This window comes from Paracoccus fontiphilus (assembly GCF_017356265.1).
In the GTDB taxonomy this organism is placed as follows: domain Bacteria; phylum Pseudomonadota; class Alphaproteobacteria; order Rhodobacterales; family Rhodobacteraceae; genus Paracoccus; species Paracoccus fontiphilus.
The window spans coordinates 1-16,763 of record NZ_JAFNAW010000084.1 but is presented as its reverse complement, the minus strand read 5'-3'; the positions used below and the strand labels follow the sequence as shown (position 1 = coordinate 16,763).

The window sequence follows — 16,763 nt, the reverse complement described above, 5'->3', positions numbered from 1 at the left end:
CGCCTCGGCCACCGGGGGGGCGACGCGGCGCGGCGGCAGGTCATCCTGCTGCGGCGCGGCCTCGACCCGCTGGGACACCGTCGGGTTCTGCGTCAGCGGCTCGGCCATGCTGCGGCGCGGTGCCGGAACATCGGCCGCGGCCACGCTGGCGTCGATGCCGGTCGCGACGACCGACACGCGGATCGAACCGTCCATGTCGGGATCAAGCGTCGAGCCGACGATGATATTGGCGTCGCTGTCCACCTTGTCGCGGATGACGTTCGCGGCCTCGTCCAGTTCGAACAGGGTCATGTCGTAGCCGCCGGTGATGTTGATCAGCACGCCCTTGGCGCCGTTCAGGCTGACCTCGTCCAGCAGCGGGTTGGCGATCGCGCGCTCGGCGGCTTCCTGGGCGCGGTTCTCGCCCGAGGCCTCGCCGGTGCCCATCATGGCCTTGCCCATCTCGTCCATGACCGACCGGACGTCGGCGAAGTCGAGGTTGATCAGGCCCGGCTTGACCATCAGGTCGGTCACGCCCTTGACGCCCTGGTACAGCACGTCGTCGGCCAGGGCGAAAGCTTCGGTGAAGGTGGTCTTTTCGTTGGCGATGCGGAACAGGTTCTGGTTGGGGATGATCAGCAGCGTGTCCACGACCTTGTGCAGCGCCTCGATCCCCTCGTCGGCCTGGCGCATCCGCTTGGTGCCCTCGAACTGGAAGGGCTTGGTCACAACGCCGACGGTCAGGATGCCCATCTCGCGCGCGGCCTGGGCGATGATCGGGGCCGCGCCGGTGCCGGTGCCGCCGCCCATGCCCGCAGTGATGAAGCACATGTGCGCGCCCATCAGGTGATCGACGATGTCCTCGATCGTTTCCTCGGCGGCCTTGGCGCCGATGGCGGGCTTGGCGCCGGCGCCCAGGCCTTCGGTGACTTTCGGACCCATCTGGATGCGGTTGCCCGCACGGGAACTGGCCAGGGCCTGCGCATCCGTGTTGGCGACCACGAACTCGACACCGTCGAGGTTCTTCTCGATCATGTTGTTGACCGCGTTGCCGCCCGCGCCGCCAACACCGAAGACGGTGATCCGAGGCTTGAGTTCGTCTTCGTCGTTCATCATCAGATTGAGGTTCATGAGTCCGCCTGTTTTTGCTATGTCGATCGGGTCATATCCTGCCGCCCGTCGAATCCCTCGGTCTAGTCTCAATCCTAGCCGCCAGACCGTTCTGCGTCACTTGAAAAACACGCAAATACCGCAAAATCTGGCAGTATGCGAAAGTGATTTCGGCGGTATCTTGCCAATGGGGCAGCATCTGGTGGATTCGCGCGTCAACACCACATTCCTGCTCAAGGGCTTACCAGTTGTTCTTGAACCAACGATACGCGCGGCGCAGGCTGCGGGACGGATAGCTCTCGGCGGGCATCTCGAAATCCCACCATTCGTCCTGCGGATGGGCCGCGAAAAGCGCCAGCCCGACGGCGCTGGAGAACCCCGGATCGGTGAACTGGTGGGCCAGCCCGTCGATCCGCAGCGGACGGCCGCAACGGACGTTCGGCCCCAGGATGCGCGCGGCCAGGCCGTCCAGGCCCGGGATCTGGCTGCCCCCGCCCGTCAGCACGATCTGCTGGCTGGGCATCGAGTCAAATCCCGCCGCATCAAGGACTTCGCGCACGCCTTCCAGAATTTCCTCGACCCGGGGGCGCATGATGCCGATCAGGTCGGCGCGGCTGACGGACCTGCGATCGACCTCCCATCCGGTCGCCGCGTCGCCCAGATCCAGCATGTCCCGGTCGTCGCGGCCCGTCGCCTCGACCCCGCCGCTGAGGGTCTTCAGGCGCTCGGCCACGGGCAGGGGCACGCGCAGCCCCTGGGCGATATCCTGCGTAATTAGGTGACCGCCGATCTTAACTGTGTCGGCGAAGATCATGTGTTTCTTGACAAAAATCGACACGCCCGTGCCGCCGCCGCCGAAGTCGACGCAGGCCGATCCCAGCTCCTGCTCGTCCTCGACCAAGGCTGCGCGGGCCGAGGCGTAGGAGGCCGAGGCGATGCCCGCCAGTTCCAGGTCGCAGCGCCGGATGCACTGGATGAGGTTGCCGATGACGTCGCCGTCGACGGTCAGCACATGCATGTCGCAGGCCAGCTTGTTGCCCACATGGTCGCGCGGATCGCCAAGGCCGCTGCGGTTGTCCACGGCAAAGTTCACGGGCTGGGCGTGCAGCACTTCCCTGCCCCGGCCGTAGTCGGGGGCATCGCAGGCCGCCAGCACGCGGGCCACGTCGTGGTCGTGGACGCGACCCGCTTCCAGCGTGATCTCTCCGGCAAGGCCATAGGATGTGGGCCGACCGCCCGACAGGCAGGCGATGACCTGATCCACGCGCACGCCCGCGACCTTCTGGGCAGCGGCCACAACGGTGCGGATGGCGCGTTCGGTTTCCGCCATCACGTCGATCTCGCCCCGGCGCATCCCGCGCGAGCGGGTCGAGGCCGCGCCGATCACCTTGAAGTTCGCCTGTCCCGCCATGGGGCCGACCCCGTCGGTTTCGCGGAACGTGCCGGTGCCGTCGAAGCGCAGCACCAGGCAGGCGATCTTCGACGTGCCGATGTCCAGGATGCCGATCACGCCGCGCTGCAGGGCCGCCCGACGGATGTTCCGCATCGCCCGTTGCGTTTGATAAAGTTCCGCCATCACTCAGCCCCCCTTCTTGCCGTCTTCCACGATGACCTTGCCGTCCGGGCCCAGCAGCGGCTGGCCCCGGGCGGTTCGAATGGTGTTGCGCGCGTCGATGCCCAGCCGAAGCACGGGCTGGGACGGATTGCGCAGGTCGATGGTGATGATGTCCCGCCCCAGCATGTCCTGCGACCGATCCAGCGCCATGGCGGCCTGCAGGGCGATCACGGCACCTTCGGCGGGCAGCATGATCTTCTGGCCGTGATCCAGCACCAGATCCCAGCGGCGTTCGCCCTTGCGCACCAGACCGCGCAGGCGAGGCAGGATCGGCCCGGCCGCATCGACCAGCAACAACGCCTCGGACACCGCCAGGTCGGCCCCCTCGCCCGCGATCAGCGGCAAGTCGGCGCGCACGTCGCGGGACGTGACCGAGGCGACGCGGTGGCCGGTCTTGTCCAGGATCTCGATCCCGCGCGAATGGCGCCACAGCACGGCAGGCTCGCGTTCCTTGACCACGGCCGACAGGATGCCGCCCGGCTTGATGCGCAGGTCGATGGATTCGATCACGTCCAACTGCATCACCTGCAACCGCAACGCGGTCAGGTCGATGTCGAAGCTGGAGGCGGGCAGTTCCACAGGCAGCATCGCGCGCAGCGCGTCGTCCACCACGGGCGAGGCGCCCTCGACCACCATGGTCCTGACCTGGAACTCCTCGCGGCTTTGCACCTTGTCCATGATCTGCGCGACGCCGTCGGAAAGCCGGGCGCGGCGGTCCTCGTCCGACAGCCAGATGCTCCCGATGGCGGCGACCAGGACCACGGGGACGCCGACGCGCACCGCGCGGCGCCAGATCGGCCGCAGCCACATCCGTTCAAGCCGGTATTGCAGCCTTGAAGGCGCCGGGTCGCGCTTGACGCGGTCGAACGGGGGCTGCCGGTTCGGGCGATGGTCGATCACGTCCGGCACAGCGCGTCCTCCACCATCCAGCGCATCAGGGCGGGAAAGTCGATCCCCGCATGGGCCGCCTGTTCGGGCGCAAGCGAGGTGGGCGTCATGCCGGGCTGGGTGTTCACCTCCAGCAGGATCAGCCCATCCAGCCCGCGCGTGTCGTCCCAGCGGAAATCGGTGCGCGACAGGCCCCGGCAGCCCAGCGCATCATGGGCGCGCACGGCATAGTCGCGGCAGGCCTGCGCGATGTCGCCAGGGATGGCGGCCGGGATCACATGGCGCGACCCGCCGACCGAGTATTTGGCGGCGTAGTCGTACCAGCCCTCGGTGATGATCTCGGTCACGCCCAGGGCGCGGTCGCCCATCACTGCGGTCGTCAGTTCGCGCCCCGGCGCATAGGTCTCGACCATGACGCGGGCGGGCATGGTGGGGGCCAGTTGCGGCGGCTGGTTGGCGCCGTCATGGACGATATAGACGCCGACCGACGATCCCTCGTCATTGGGCTTGACCACATAGGGCGGCGGCAGGACATGGCGGGCGCGCACCTCGTCGGCATCGGCGATGACGCTTTCGACCACCGGCAGCCCGGCCACCCGCAGAGCGTCCTTGGCGCGGGTCTTGTCCATCGCCAGGGCCGAGGCCAGCACGCCCGAATGGGTATAAGGCAGGTCCAGCCATTCCAGGATGCCCTGGACGCAGCCGTCCTCTCCCCACCGGCCATGCAGGGCGTTGAAGACCACGTCGCAGCGAAGGCCCGCCAGGCGCGCAACCAGATCGCCGCCGCGTTCGGGACCGAGTTCGACCTCGATCACGTCATAGCCCGCCACCCGCAGCGCCTTCGCGCATTCGCGCCCCGATGACAGCGACACCTCTCGCTCGGCCGAGGGTCCGCCCATCAGAACGGCTACGGTATGGGCTGTCCTGCTCGACCTGCCCGCCACGTTTTTCGCCTTTCGCCCCGGTTGATCCGGGATTTTCTGTCCCCGCGCGGCCGGGTTCACCCCGGTCTGCGCTTATGGCGAAAGGATAGCTGATGCACGGAAATCACAAAAGGGTATTTTTTGCTATCTTCCAAAGATTGTTGGGCAATTCGTTAATCAGCCGATGGTTGATCCCGGCGCGGAATCGCCCACGCGGATCACTTCCCATTGCAGGTCATGGCCGCTGTCCTCCAGCACGCGGCGGCGGACCAGTTCGCCAAGCGCCTCAAGCTCGGCGGCGGTGGCGCCGCCGGTGTTCAGCAGGAAGTTCGGATGCTTTTCCGACATCTGCGCCCCGCCCCAGCTATGGCCGCGCAGGCCCGCGCGGTCGATCAGCGACCAGGCCTTGAGGTCGTGGACATCGTCCGCCCGCCCGGTCGAGCTGAACCCCGCCGGGTTGCGGAAGGTGGACCCGGCGCTGCGTTCCTTGGTGGGCTGCGTCTCGTCGCGCTTCGCCAGTTGCTCGGCCATCTTGGCGTGGAGCATGTCGGGATCGCCGGGCTGCGCGCGGAACACCGCCTCGGTCACGACGCAGCCTTCCGGCAGGTCGGCGTGGCGATAGGCAAAGCGCAGGTCGTCCGGGGTCAGCACCACGCGCTGGCCCCGGCGGGTCACGGCCCGCGCCTCGACCAGGTGGTCGGCGACATAGCTGCCGTAGCAGCCTGCGTTCATGCGGACCGCGCCGCCGATGCTGCCGGGAATGGTGCGCAGGAAGGTCAGGTCCAGCCCCCCGTCCGCCGCGCGCCGCGCGACATGGGCATCCAGCGCGGCGGCGCCGGCGATCACCCGGTCGCCTTCGACGGTGATGCCGTTGAAGCCCCGGCCAAGGCGGATCACCACCCCGCGAATGCCCCCGTCGCGCACGATCAGGTTGCTGCCGACGCCGATCGGAAACACGGGGATCGCGGGATCAAGGTCGCGCAGGAAACCCGCCAGATCGTCCTCGTCGGCGGGCTGGAACAGCCAGTCGGCAGGCCCGCCGACGCGCAGCCAAGTCAGGCTGTCAAGCGGGCGATCGGGTGTCAGGGTGCCGCGGGTCTGGGGAAGTTCGGTCATCATGGCGCTTGTGGTAGCCAGTGGCCCGGCCCTGGTCAACCACGCGGGCCTACTCGGCCAGGCTGAGGAGAACGGCGACAAGGGCCAGCGCGCAGAAGCCCCGGATGTCCCAGGCAGGCCGCATCGGCGCAGGCGGATCGACCGCCACGCGGCGGCGGGTCGCATCGTGAAGGCCGCGCAAGGCCGCGCCAAAGGCGATGGAGCCGGCGGCCAGAAGCAGCAGCATCGCAAGCAGGGTGCCGGCCAGTCCGGCAAGCGAGGAGCCGGTCTTTTCCGACCCGATCAGCCAGCAGGCCCCTGCCCCGGCGAGAAGCACGGCAAGGACGGACAGCAAGGGCCGGAAGGATCGCGCGGCCATCCGCGTGGCCCCGGTCCAGGTGCCGCACAGGACCACAAGGCCGATGGCCGCGTAGAAAGGGATCACGGTGTCGCGCGGGTCCGGGCGCGCATCGGCAGGCGGATCAGCACCAGAAGGCCCAGCGCCAGGAAACCGATGCCGGCCCAGGGGCCGCAGGTATAGGTCAGCCAGCCTAGGATCGGCACCCCGGCGATCACCAAGGCCCACAACGCACGCTGCCGCTGACGTCGGCGCAGGGTTCGGGCCAGCCGGGCCAGCACAAGCCAGCCCGCCATGATGATGATGGCAAGGATCGCCGACTGGGTCACGCGGCCCGCCCCTGCAACCGCTGCGGCAGCCCGTTCGCCCAGGCCGAGATGGTCCCCGCGCCCAAGCAGACGACCATGTCGCCGGGCCGGGCCTGTTCGCGGACCAGCCGCTCCAGGTCGTTTTCGTCCAGGATCGCGCGGGCGTGGCGATGGCCGTGGGCGATCAGGCCCGCGACCAGGTCGTCGCGCGTGGCGCCGGGGATCGGGTCCTCGCCCGCGGCATAGACCTCGGCGATGGCGACCACGTCGGCCTCGTTGAAGCAGGTGCAGAAATCGTCGAACAGGTTCGACAGGCGGCTGTAGCGGTGCGGCTGGTGAACGGCGATCACGCGGCCCTTGGTGGCCTGCCGCGCGGCCTTCAGCACGGCGGCGATCTCCACGGGATGGTGGCCGTAGTCGTCGATGATGGTGACGCCGTTGATCTCGCCCACGCGGGTGAAGCGGCGTCCGACGCCCCCGAACTTGGCCAGGGCCTCGCGGATCTCGGCCTTCTTGATGCCCAGGTGGCGGGCCACCGCGACGGCAGCCAAGGCGTTCGAGACGTTGTGGTCGCCCGGCATGGGCAGGCTGCAGCCCTCGATCATCTCGATGTCGCCGGTTTCGGTCGGGCCCTCGCCCTGCAGCGCGATGTCGAAATGGGCGATGCCGTTTTCATAGCGCAGGTTCATGGCGCGCACGTCCGCCTGGGCGTTGAAGCCGAAGGTCACGACGCGGCGGTCGGTCAGCTTGCCCACCAGCGCCTGCACCTCGGGGTGGTCGGTGCAGCAGACCGCCAGCCCGTAGAACGGAATGCCCGAAGCGAAGTTGTAGAACCCCTGACGCAGCGCGTCGAAGCTGCCCCAATGCTCCATATGCTCGGGGTCGATGTTGGTGACGATGGCGATGTCGGCGGGCAGGCGATTGAAGGAGCCGTCGCTCTCGTCCGCCTCGACCACCATCCATTCGCCCGCGCCCGCGCGCGCGTTGGACCCGTAGGCATGGATCACGCCGCCGTTGATCACGGTCGGGTCCAGCCCGCCCGCGTCCAGAAGCGTCGCCACCATGGTCGTGGTGGTCGTCTTGCCATGGGTGCCGGCGATGGCGATGTTGGATTTCATCCGCATCAGCTCGGCCAGCATCTCGGCCCGGCGGACCACGGGCAGGCCACGACGGCGGGCTTCCTCAAGTTCCGGGTTGCCCTTCTTGATCGCGGTCGAGATCACGACCACGCCCGCAGCGCCGATATTCTCGGCCCGCTGACCCTCGAAGACGCGGGCGCCCAAGGTTTCCAGGCGGTCGGTGATCTTGGACTTCTTGGCATCGCTGCCCTGGACGTCATAGCCCAGCGTCAGCAGCACCTCGGCGATGCCCGACATGCCGATGCCGCCGATGCCGATGAAGTGGATGGGTCCCAGCTCGTGCGGCAGTTTGGTGGCGGCGTTCATCGGGCAATCTCCGTGACAAGGTCGTACAAGCGCCGCGCCGCATCGGGCCGGGCGAGGGAAAGGGCGGCGCTGGCCATCTGGCTGGCACGGGCGGGGTCGCTCAGGATCGCGCGGATGTCGCGCGTCAGGCTTGGCGCGTCAAGCACCGATTCGGGATGGACCAGCGCCGCCCCGGCCTCGGCCAGGGACTGCGCATTGGCGGTCTGGTGGTCGCCGGTGGCGGCGGCATAGGGGATCAGGATGGCGGGCCGCCCGATCACGGTGATGTCGGCCAGCGACGACGCGCCCGAGCGGCTGACAACCAGTTGCGCCCGGGCAAGCCGTTCGGGAACGTCGGTGAAGAAGGGCTGAACGTCGGCCGCGATGCCCGCATCGGCATAGGCGGCGATGACGCGGTCCGCGTCCTCGGTCCGGGCCTGATGGCTGACCCGCAGGCGGGTGCGCAGGTGGGGGGGCAGCGCGGCGATGGCGGCGGGAACCACATCGGACAGCACGCGCGCGCCCTGGCTGCCGCCGATCACCAGCAGGTGCAGCGGGCCAGCGCCCGGAGGCGAATACGGGGCGGCGGTTTGGTCCAGCACCGCCTGGCGCACCGGGTTGCCGGTATGAAGGCCCAGGACGCCCGCAGGCAGATCCGTGGGCCAGGTGCCGCAGGCGACACGCTGCACACGGGCCGCGAAAAGCCGGTTCACCCGGCCCATGACGCCGTTCTGTTCGTGGATCATGCGGGGCACGCCCAGCGTGACCGCCGCCGACATGGCCGGGATGGTGGGATAGCCGCCAAAGCCGATCACGACGGCAGGCCGGTTGCGCCGGAACGCCGCCTGCGCCGACAGGACTCCCGCCGCGATCTTGAGGGGCGCGGCCAGCTTGCCCGCCAGCCCGCCCCGCGCGGTGGTGGCCGAACGGACGATGCTGCGTTCCACCGCCTCGGGGAAGCCGCCGGCGTAGCGTGCGCCCCGGTCGTCGGTGGACAGCTTCACGCGCCAGCCCTCGGCCAGCAGCAGTTCCGCCAATGCCTGGGCCGGAAACATGTGGCCGCCCGTCCCTCCGGCGGCGATCAGGGCAAGAGGCGCGGTGGTGGCAGGGGAAGCCATCAGCGTCCCCGCCGCAGGATTTCGCCCAGCTCGCCCTGGGGTCGGGTGCGGGTCAGCGCCAGCAGCATCCCGGCGGCAATGCCCGATGCGATCACCGACGATCCGCCATAGCTGACAAAGGGCAGCGTCATGCCCTTGGCGGGCAGCAGGCGCACGGCCACGCCCATGTTGATCAGCGCCTGGACCCCGAAGGCACAGGCAAGGCCGGCCCCGGCGATCCGCGCAAAGGGATCGCGTTCCCGCAGCAGGCGCAGCAGGGACCGGACCACGATGGTGCAATAAAGCGCGATCACCGCCAGCACCATGATGGTGCCGTATTCCTCGGCCGCCACCGCGATGATGAAGTCGGTATGCGCGTCGGGCAGCGACCATTTCACGCTGCCCTCGCCCACGCCGACACCGAAGAAGCCGCCGTCCTGGATGGCCTTGGTCGCATAGCCGATCTGCGTGCGCGGGTCGATCTCGGGCGACAGGAAGCCGTTGATGCGGCGGGCAAAGTGTTCGGACGCGCCATAGGCGAAGAACCCGCCCGCCGCCGCGATCCCCATGACGCTGAGCAGCAGCACCATCGGAGCCCCGGCGATGAAATACATCACCAGCCAGGAAAACAGCACCAGCGAGGCCTGCCCGAAGTCGGGTTGCATGGCCAGCAGAAGAACGACCACCACGGCCGTGATGAAGGAATAAAGCCTGCCCGGCGGTCCGCCGATCATCTGCGCGGCCGCCATGAACCAGGCGCAGATCGCGACAAAGCCGGGCTTGAGGAACTCGGACGGCTGCATGGAGATGCCGGCGACGGACAGCCAGCGGGTGGCGCCCTTGCCGTGATCCTCGCCGATCAGGGGCAGCAGCAGGATCAGCACGAAGGCCGCCGCAAAGCCCATGACGCCGATCCGGCGGATCTGGCGCGGCGACATCATGGAGATGACCAGCATGGTGACAAGCCCCATGCCGCCGAAGAACGCCTGGCGCTGGACATAGTAGAAACGCGGCAGGTCGTTCTTTTCCGCCAGCGGAACCGATGCCGCCAGCCCCAGAAGGATGCCGATCGAAAACAGGCCCAGCACGCAGGCTAGGGACCACTTGTCCAGCGTGCGCCACCAGCGCGGGAGAATGGGATCGCCCGCCCGTACGGGCGTCGTGCCAAAGACCATCTCGGTCATGGGAATACCGCCGTCACTGCCTCTGAATCGCCCGGTTGTTCCGGGTCTGCCGGTCAGCATAGCGCGAAAATCGGGTTCGCGCCACCGGATTGTCAGGCGGTATCAGCCCAGCGCCGCAAGGCCCGGGAAGGTTTCGAGAAGCCAATAGGAAAAGGCCGAGAAAGCCCCTGTCACCAGCATGATCCCCACGACCAGCAGCAGCGCGCCCATCACGCGTTCGATCACATGCAACCAGGGCTTTATGCGGTTCATCAGGCCGATGGCGCGGTTGATGAAGACGGCCGCCAGCAGGAACGGGATGCCGAGGCCCAGCGCATAGACCGCCAGCAGCGCCGTTCCGCGCGACAGCTCTCCGCCCGTGGCGGCCAGCGACAGGATCATGCCAAGCTGCGGGCCGATGCAGGGCGTCCAGCCGAAGGCGAAGGCCAGCCCCAGCAGATAGGCGCCAAGCGCGCCGCCGCCCTGGTCGCCGGCGTCGATCCGGGCCTCGTGATCCAGGAAGGGAATCCGGAACACCCGCAGGAAGTGCAGGCCCATCACGATCACGACGCCGCCCGCGATCTTGGCCAGAAGATCCTGGTATTGCAGGAAGGCCCGGCCGAACGCCGATGCCGCGAAGCCCATGATCAGGAAGACCGTGGACAGCCCCAGCACGAAGAACAGCGCGGGCAGGACGGCGCTGCGTTCTTGCGCGCGAAGGCCGTTCACCCCCACCCCGGTCATGTAGGCCAGGTAGGGCGGCACGATCGGCAGCACGCAGGGCGACAGGAAGGACAGGACGCCCGCCAGCAACGCCACAAGGGCGGCGGGCAGGAAGGCGGCGGTGGCAAGTTCGATTCCCAGCATGGCGCGCACTCTAGCGTCTGCGGCGCGGCAAGCCATGGGGCATTGCGTCACGTCCTTGCGAAAAGGGCGCGGTTTCCCGCGCCCTTCTTTGCGTCAGCGGTTGCCGGACCACCAGCCACGGCGCTTGGGACGCCCGGCATCGGCGTCGGCCATCTCGGGCTCGCGGGCCGCTGCAGCGTCCGCCTCGTGCTCGGGGGCTGCGACAAGCTCGGGGGCCGGGTCGGGGGCCGGGTTGGCAACCGCATCCGCCGGCTCTGCGGCATGGGCCTGTTCGGGGGCCTCGGCCACGATCTGCGCGACCGCCGTTTCCTCGGCCTCCAGCTTGGCCACGTCCTCGGGCGACATATCCGCGGGCGAAACCGCCTCGGTTCCGGCTTCCTCGGCTGCCTGCGGCTCGACCGCTATCTCGGACAGGGCGACGATCTCGCCGTCTTCCGTCGCGGCCTCGCCGGCCGGAACCTCTCCGGCGGGGGAACCGCCGGCAAGCGGGTTCTGAGGCTCGGGGCGTGCGTTCAGGCCGGGCAGCGCCTCGGCCGGTTCATCGGACGCGTCCTGAAGATCGACGACCTCGGGCAGGCCCTCGGCGCGCGGCAGATCGCCACCCCGGCGACGGTTGCGCGACCGCGACCGGCGGCGGCGGCCGTTCCCCTCGCCCTCGGCCGCGTCGGTGTCCTCGACCGCCTCGGCTGCATCCTCGGCGGTCTCCTCGGCCTCGTCGCCCGCTTCGGCGGNCGGCGGCGGCGGCCGTTCCCCTCGCCCTCGGCCGCGTCGGTGTCCTCGACCGCCTCGGCTGCATCCTCGGCGGTCTCCTCGGCCTCGTCGCCCGCTTCGGCGGCGTCACCCTCGGCCCGCTCGCCGTTTTTCCGGCGGCGACGGCGGCGGCGGCGGCGCGAACGACCCTCGCCGTTCTCCTCGTCCGAGGCGACGGCATCGGCACTGTCTTCGGCCTCGGCCTCGGCTTCCACCTCGTTGTCCTCGACCAGATCCTCGTCCTCGTCGTCGATCTGCGCCATCAGGTCGGCATCGACCGACAGGACCGGGGCCGAGACCTCGGGGACGTTGCGGGTCGCCGTCTTGAACTTCTCGATGGCGAAATCGGGCGAGATCAGCGAGGGATCGGCTTCCAGCCGGACCGACAGGCCATACCGCGCCTCGATCCCGGCGATATGCTCTCGCTTCTGGTTGATCAGGTAGTTGATCACCGCGACCGGCGCCTTGACCAGCACCTCGCGAGACCGCTTGCGCGTGCCTTCCTCCTCGATGGCGCGCAGGATGGTCAGCGCAAGGCTGTCGTCCGAGCGGATCAGGCCGGTGCCGTGGCAATGCGCGCAGGGCTGCGTGGTCGATTCCAGCATCCCCGGACGCAGCCGCTGGCGCGACATCTCCATCAGGCCGAAGCCCGAGATGCGGCCCACCTGGATGCGGGCGCGGTCGGATTTCAGCTTGTCCTTCAGGCGCTTCTCGACCGCGGCGTTGTTGCGCCGCTCCTCCATGTCGATGAAGTCGATGACGATCAGGCCCGCGAGGTCGCGCAGGCGCAGCTGGCGCGCCACCTCGTCGGCGGCCTCCAGGTTGGTCTTGAGCGCCGTTTCCTCGATCGAGCCTTCCTTGGTGGCCCGGCCCGAGTTGACGTCGATGGCCACCAGCGCCTCGGTCACGCCGATGACGATGTAGCCGCCCGACTTCAGCTGAACGACCGGGTTGAACATGCCCGCCAGGTAGCTTTCCACCTGGTAGCGCGCGAACAGCGGCATCGAGTCGGTGTATTGCTGCACGGCCCGGCTGTGGGTCGGCATGATCATCTTCATGAAGTCCTTGGCGACGCGATAGCCGCGCTCGCCCTCGACCAGGACCTCGTCGATCTCGGCGTTGTAAAGGTCGCGGATGACCCGCTTGATCAGGTCGCCTTCCTCGTAGATCGGGGCGGGGGCGATGGACTTGAAGGTCAGGTCGCGGATCTGTTCCCACAGGCGCAGCAGGTATTCATAGTCGCGCCGGATCTCGGTCCGGGTGCGCTGGCTGCCCGCGGTGCGGATGATCAGGCCCGCGCCCTTCGGCACGTCCAGTTCCGACGCGATGTCCTTGAGCTTCTTGCGGTCCACGGCGTTGGTGATCTTGCGGCTGATGCCGCCGCCGCGCGCCGTGTTGGGCATCAGCACGCAATAGCGGCCCGGCAGCGACAGATAGGTGGTCAGCGCGGCGCCCTTGTTGCCGCGTTCCTCCTTGACGACCTGGACCAGCATGATCTGCCGGACCTTGATCACCTCCTGGATCTTGTAGCGGCGCGGACGCGGCTTCTTCTGGACGCGGATCTCCTCGGCCACGTCCTCGTCCGCGACCGATTCGATGTCCTCGTCCTTGTCGGAGGCGTCGGTCGTGGGCTCGGCCCCGTCCTCGTCGCCGGCCTGTTCGGTCCCGGCGATGTCCGCGTCGTCGCCGGAAGCCTCGGCCCCGACGGTGTCGGCATCCTCGTCCCCGGTCGCCTCGGCCTCGTCGCTGGCGATGACCTCGTCAGCGGAGCCGGCCTTTTCGGCGCGGGCGTGGCGGCGACGCGCGCGGGCGGCGTCCTCGGCCTCCTGGGCCTCGGCATAGGCGCGTTCCTCGGCGATCAGCGCCTCGCGGTCGGCGGCGGGGATCTGGTAATAGTCCGGATGGATTTCCGCGAAGGCCAGGAAGCCGTGGCGGTTTCCGCCGTAATCCACAAAGGCCGCCTGCAGCGAGGGCTCGACCCGCGTGACCTTGGCCAAGTAGATGTTGCCCGAGATCTGGCGCTTGTTTACGGTCTCGAAATCAAATTCTTCGACCTTGGTTCCGTCCACCACGACCACCCGAGTTTCCTCGGCATGGGTGGCGTCGATCAGCATTTTCTTTGCCATTGTTATGTCTTTCGCGCAGGCCGGCGCCGGGCGGTGCCAGTGGCACCCCCGGCGAAAGGCTGCGTTGTGATGGGGACACGGGCGCCGCACCGCCGACAACGATCCGGCGGGAAAGGCGCAAGCCCCCCCCGTCCCGATCCTGTCCGTCCCGTGCGCGCGTCATCGCGTCTGTTCCTTACGGTTGACGCGAAGGCAGAACCTGCCGCGCCGCTTGTCTGGTTTTCGCCCGGTCGCACGATTGACGCGCAGCACGGGCGGGCTTTCCGCGTGACACATGCCGCTTTCCGTTCAATCCGGTGCCAGAGGTGCCGCGCTGCGAAACTGGAAGCGCCCACAACCCGCAATTGAAGGCCGCATGACGCATAACGGCAACATAGAGGGGATAACGGGGAAAATTCAATGGCGAAAACGGCATGGAAGGGAATGCGCGGCATCCGGCCTGCGCAAACGTGATGCGCAACGGCCGTCACGCAGCCTTAACGCTTCTTTCACGCCCATGTCGCACCCTTTGCCTATGCACGAAGTGCAAAGCGTCCAGGAGGCCATCATGCCGGTCGTCAAGGTCGATGCCGATACCGCGCCGCCCGCCGGATTGACGGACATGATCCGCGCCCTGCCCGGCCATGCGCCGATCATCCTGATGGTCCACGGCTATCGCTACTCGCCTGCCGCCCCGCACAGCGACCCGCACCGCCACATCCTGTCGCTCGACCCCGACGCGTCCGACCGCCGGGCGCTGTCCTGGCCCCGCGCGCTGGGATTCGGCGCGGGCGCCGAGGACGAGGGGCTGGCCATCGCCTTCGGCTGGGAGGCGCGGGGCATGCTGGGCAACGCCTATGCCCGCGCGGGAGAGGTGGGCCGCTCCGTCGCCGCCCTGGTGTCCCTGGTTTCCGAAGGCGCGAACAGGCCCGTCGCGGTGATCGGCCATTCGCTGGGCGCGCGCGTGGCCCTGCAGGCGCTGCACGAGGCCGAACCCGGCAGCGTGGGGCGGATCGTCCTGCTGGCCGGGGCCGAGTTCCGCGACACCGCCGCCGCCGCCCTGGACAGCCCTGCCGGGCGCCGGGCCGAGGTCCTGAACGTCACCTCGCGCGAGAACGACCTGTTCGACTTCGCGCTGGAACTGTGGCTGGACCGGGGGCGCAGGCAGGCCCTGGGTTTCGGCCTGGACCGCCCGGCCGGCAACTGGCTGGACGTGCAGATCGACGACCAGGCGACGCTGGCCGCCCTGGACCGCCTGGGCTTTCCGGTCGAGCGCCGCCCGCTGCGCCTGTCGCACTGGACGCCCTACCTGCGGCGGGGGCTGTTCGACTTCTACCGCACCGCGCTGGCGCAGCCCTGGGCCTTGTCCCTGCCCATGCTGCGCGCGCGCCTGCCCGGCCGGATCGAGCCGCGGTGGTCGCGCCTGCTGGCCCCGCCCGCGCAGTTGGGCGGGCTGCGGGCCTGACGCTACTTGGTGGCGTCGTCCGTCGGAACCTCGATCGAATGGGCGCGGTAAAGGTTCGCGTTCGCCATCAGGAAGACGAAGATCACCACGGGCATTCCGAAGGTCTTGAAGTAGACCCAGGTGGTCTCGGTCATGCTGCGCCAGACGATCTCGTTGGCGATGGCCAGCGCCAGGAACAGCAGCGCCATGCGCCCCGTCAGCTTTCGCCAGCCCTCGGCATCCATGGGCAGGGCCTCAGACAGGATGGTGCCCAGCCAGTTGCGCCGCGTGACCAGGCTGAAGCCCAGCAGCCCGGCGAACAGCAGGTAGATGATCGTGGGCTTGATCTTGAAGAAGCGCGGATCGTTCAGCCAGACCGACAGGCCGCCGAACACCACGACCAGCAGAAGGGTCGCGATCTGCATGGGCGACAGCTTGCCCGTCAGACGCCAGCGGATCAGCGTGGCCAGGGCAAGCGCGGGAATGAACACCAGCGTGGCAAAGACCAGCGGCGTGTAGTCCTGCCCCCACAGGCTGACGCTGCCGCCGCGGTTCAGCATGAAGACGCCGAAGAACAGAAGCAGCGGGCCCCATTCCAGCGCGGGCAGCACCCAGGGTTTCGGTTCGGTCATCGCGGGTTCCTCTTTCCGTCCGGCGGCAATGTTGTCCCCCATCGGCGAAGGCGCGGCAAGACCCGCCGGGCGTCAGTCCAGCCGGATCGCGGCCAGGATCGGGCCCGGCAGGTGATGCCTTCCCAGTTCCTTCTGGACCAGCAGGGCATGGCGCGTGTCCTCGGGAAAGCTGTCATCCGCCGTACCGTCGGGCCGCACCGTCATCCGCAGGGGGGCGACCCCGTCCCATTCGGCCAGCCGGTCCAGCGACAGGACGACGTTGGTATAGGTGACGACCTTGCCCCGGTTCTCGCCGGCGGTCATCTCGACCTGGCGCTCGGGGGCGTAGCGGACCAGAAGGATCTCGACCCCGCCGCCCAGGTCCGACAAGGGCATCAGCTCGATCGACTGGCCGTCGGCAGTGGCCTCCTGCTCGACATTGACCATGGCGGGGGCCATCAGGCTGGCGTCGATCAGCGCCATCAGTTGCGCAGGCCCAAGGGCCAGGGCCGTGTCCATGCCGTCGACGATCAGTTGCGGCGTATAGACCGCATGTTCCCCCGCCGCGCGGGCATAGCTTTCCTGCCGGGCGGTGAATTCCGGACGCGCGAAGCTGTCGGCCCATCCCAGGTAGTCCCAGTAGTCCACATGAAAGGACAGCGGCAGGATATCGGGCCGGTGGGACAGCGTCGCCAGCATCGCGTCGGCGGCAGGGCAGGACGAACAGCCCTGCGAGGTGAAAAGCTCGACCACCACCGGGATGGTGCCGCCAAGCCCGAGATTCTCCATGGGCAGCGGCGTGTCGGTCGCGGCGAAGCTGTTGACCCCGCCAAGATCGGACGGCGCATAGCTGGAGGCCGGCGCGGACCGACCCGGATCGCTGGGCGCCAGGATGACCGGCGGGGCATCGGCGCCGTCGCCATGAAATCCATCCCCGCGCGGCCCGCCGCCAGGCGCGCCCATGCGGTCGGCGCCTTCCTGTCCGCCCGCCCTGCCCTGGCCGCCGGGGCCGCCGCCGTCATGCGC

The 16,763-nt window shown here is 68.7% G+C and carries 14 protein-coding genes and 1 pseudogene; 1 reads left to right on the top strand and 14 read right to left on the bottom strand.

The genetic code is table 11. The annotated features are described in order from the left end of the window. From ftsZ to J0F76_RS18410, 12 genes and pseudogenes are all read right to left on the bottom strand, one after another. Positions 1-1,110 (bottom strand): cell division protein FtsZ (ftsZ, locus tag J0F76_RS18470; RefSeq protein WP_207471742.1); only part of this gene is annotated, 1,110 nt, incomplete at its 3' end. 220 nt (positions 1,111-1,330) lie between these two features. After that, complete coding sequence (gene ftsA / locus J0F76_RS18465; protein ID WP_207471740.1) at positions 1,331-2,665, bottom strand: cell division protein FtsA; 1,335 nt, start codon at positions 2,663-2,665, stop codon at positions 1,331-1,333. 3 nt (positions 2,666-2,668) lie between these two features. Beyond that, entirely contained in the window at positions 2,669-3,613 is a 945-nt protein-coding gene (locus tag J0F76_RS18460) for a cell division protein FtsQ/DivIB (protein WP_341351622.1), read from the bottom strand. Next, entirely contained in the window at positions 3,601-4,491 is an 891-nt protein-coding gene (locus tag J0F76_RS18455; protein ID WP_242690409.1) for a D-alanine--D-alanine ligase, read from the bottom strand. Before J0F76_RS18455 ends, J0F76_RS18460 begins: the two co-directional genes overlap by 13 nt. Positions 4,492-4,692: 201 nt before the next feature. Continuing rightward, a complete protein-coding gene (murB, locus tag J0F76_RS18450; RefSeq protein ID WP_207471735.1) occupies positions 4,693-5,634 on the bottom strand; it encodes a UDP-N-acetylmuramate dehydrogenase in 942 nt (313 codons plus the stop codon). Positions 5,635-5,680: 46 nt separating this feature from the next. Then, positions 5,681-6,055: a hypothetical protein gene (locus J0F76_RS18445; RefSeq protein WP_207471733.1), complete on the bottom strand. Its 375-nt coding sequence runs from the start codon at positions 6,053-6,055 to the stop codon at positions 5,681-5,683. Then, a complete protein-coding gene (locus tag J0F76_RS18440; RefSeq protein ID WP_341351621.1) occupies positions 6,052-6,297 on the bottom strand; it encodes a DUF2484 family protein in 246 nt (81 codons plus the stop codon). Before J0F76_RS18440 ends, J0F76_RS18445 begins: the two co-directional genes overlap by 4 nt. Beyond that, positions 6,294-7,721: a UDP-N-acetylmuramate--L-alanine ligase gene (gene murC / locus J0F76_RS18435; RefSeq protein WP_207471731.1), complete on the bottom strand. Its 1,428-nt coding sequence runs from the start codon at positions 7,719-7,721 to the stop codon at positions 6,294-6,296. The genes J0F76_RS18440 and murC overlap by 4 nt, the downstream gene beginning before the upstream one ends. Next, positions 7,718-8,818 carry a UDP-N-acetylglucosamine--N-acetylmuramyl-(pentapeptide) pyrophosphoryl-undecaprenol N-acetylglucosamine transferase gene (locus J0F76_RS18430; protein ID WP_207471729.1) on the bottom strand — a complete coding sequence of 367 codons (1,101 nt, stop codon included), beginning with the start codon at positions 8,816-8,818 and terminating at the stop codon, positions 7,718-7,720. Before J0F76_RS18430 ends, murC begins: the two co-directional genes overlap by 4 nt. After that, positions 8,818-9,981 carry a putative lipid II flippase FtsW gene (gene ftsW / locus J0F76_RS18425; RefSeq protein WP_207471727.1) on the bottom strand — a complete coding sequence of 388 codons (1,164 nt, stop codon included), beginning with the start codon at positions 9,979-9,981 and terminating at the stop codon, positions 8,818-8,820. Before ftsW ends, J0F76_RS18430 begins: the two co-directional genes overlap by 1 nt. 102 nt (positions 9,982-10,083) lie before the next feature. Then, the gene (locus J0F76_RS18420) at positions 10,084-10,827 is read right to left on the bottom strand and encodes a cytochrome c biogenesis CcdA family protein (protein ID WP_207471726.1); all 744 of its coding nucleotides are present in this window, start codon (positions 10,825-10,827) and stop codon (positions 10,084-10,086) included. A 93-nt stretch (positions 10,828-10,920) separates the two neighbouring features. After that, positions 10,921-13,703, bottom strand: a pseudogene (locus J0F76_RS18410) (Rne/Rng family ribonuclease). Between the two features lie 514 nt (positions 13,704-14,217). Between J0F76_RS18410 and J0F76_RS18405 the strand changes: the two are divergent. Beyond that, entirely contained in the window at positions 14,218-15,147 is a 930-nt protein-coding gene (locus J0F76_RS18405; protein WP_207471723.1) for a DUF726 domain-containing protein, read from the top strand. Positions 15,148-15,149: 2 nt separating this feature from the next. On the opposite strand, the gene J0F76_RS18400 is transcribed toward J0F76_RS18405, so the two are convergent. Next, positions 15,150-15,758, bottom strand: a complete 609-nt coding sequence (locus J0F76_RS18400) for an inner membrane-spanning protein YciB (RefSeq protein ID WP_207471722.1) — start codon at positions 15,756-15,758, stop codon at positions 15,150-15,152. A 72-nt stretch (positions 15,759-15,830) separates the two neighbouring features. Then, the coding region (locus J0F76_RS18395) for a DUF1223 domain-containing protein (RefSeq protein WP_207471721.1) at positions 15,831-16,763 on the bottom strand (933 nt) is incomplete at its 5' end.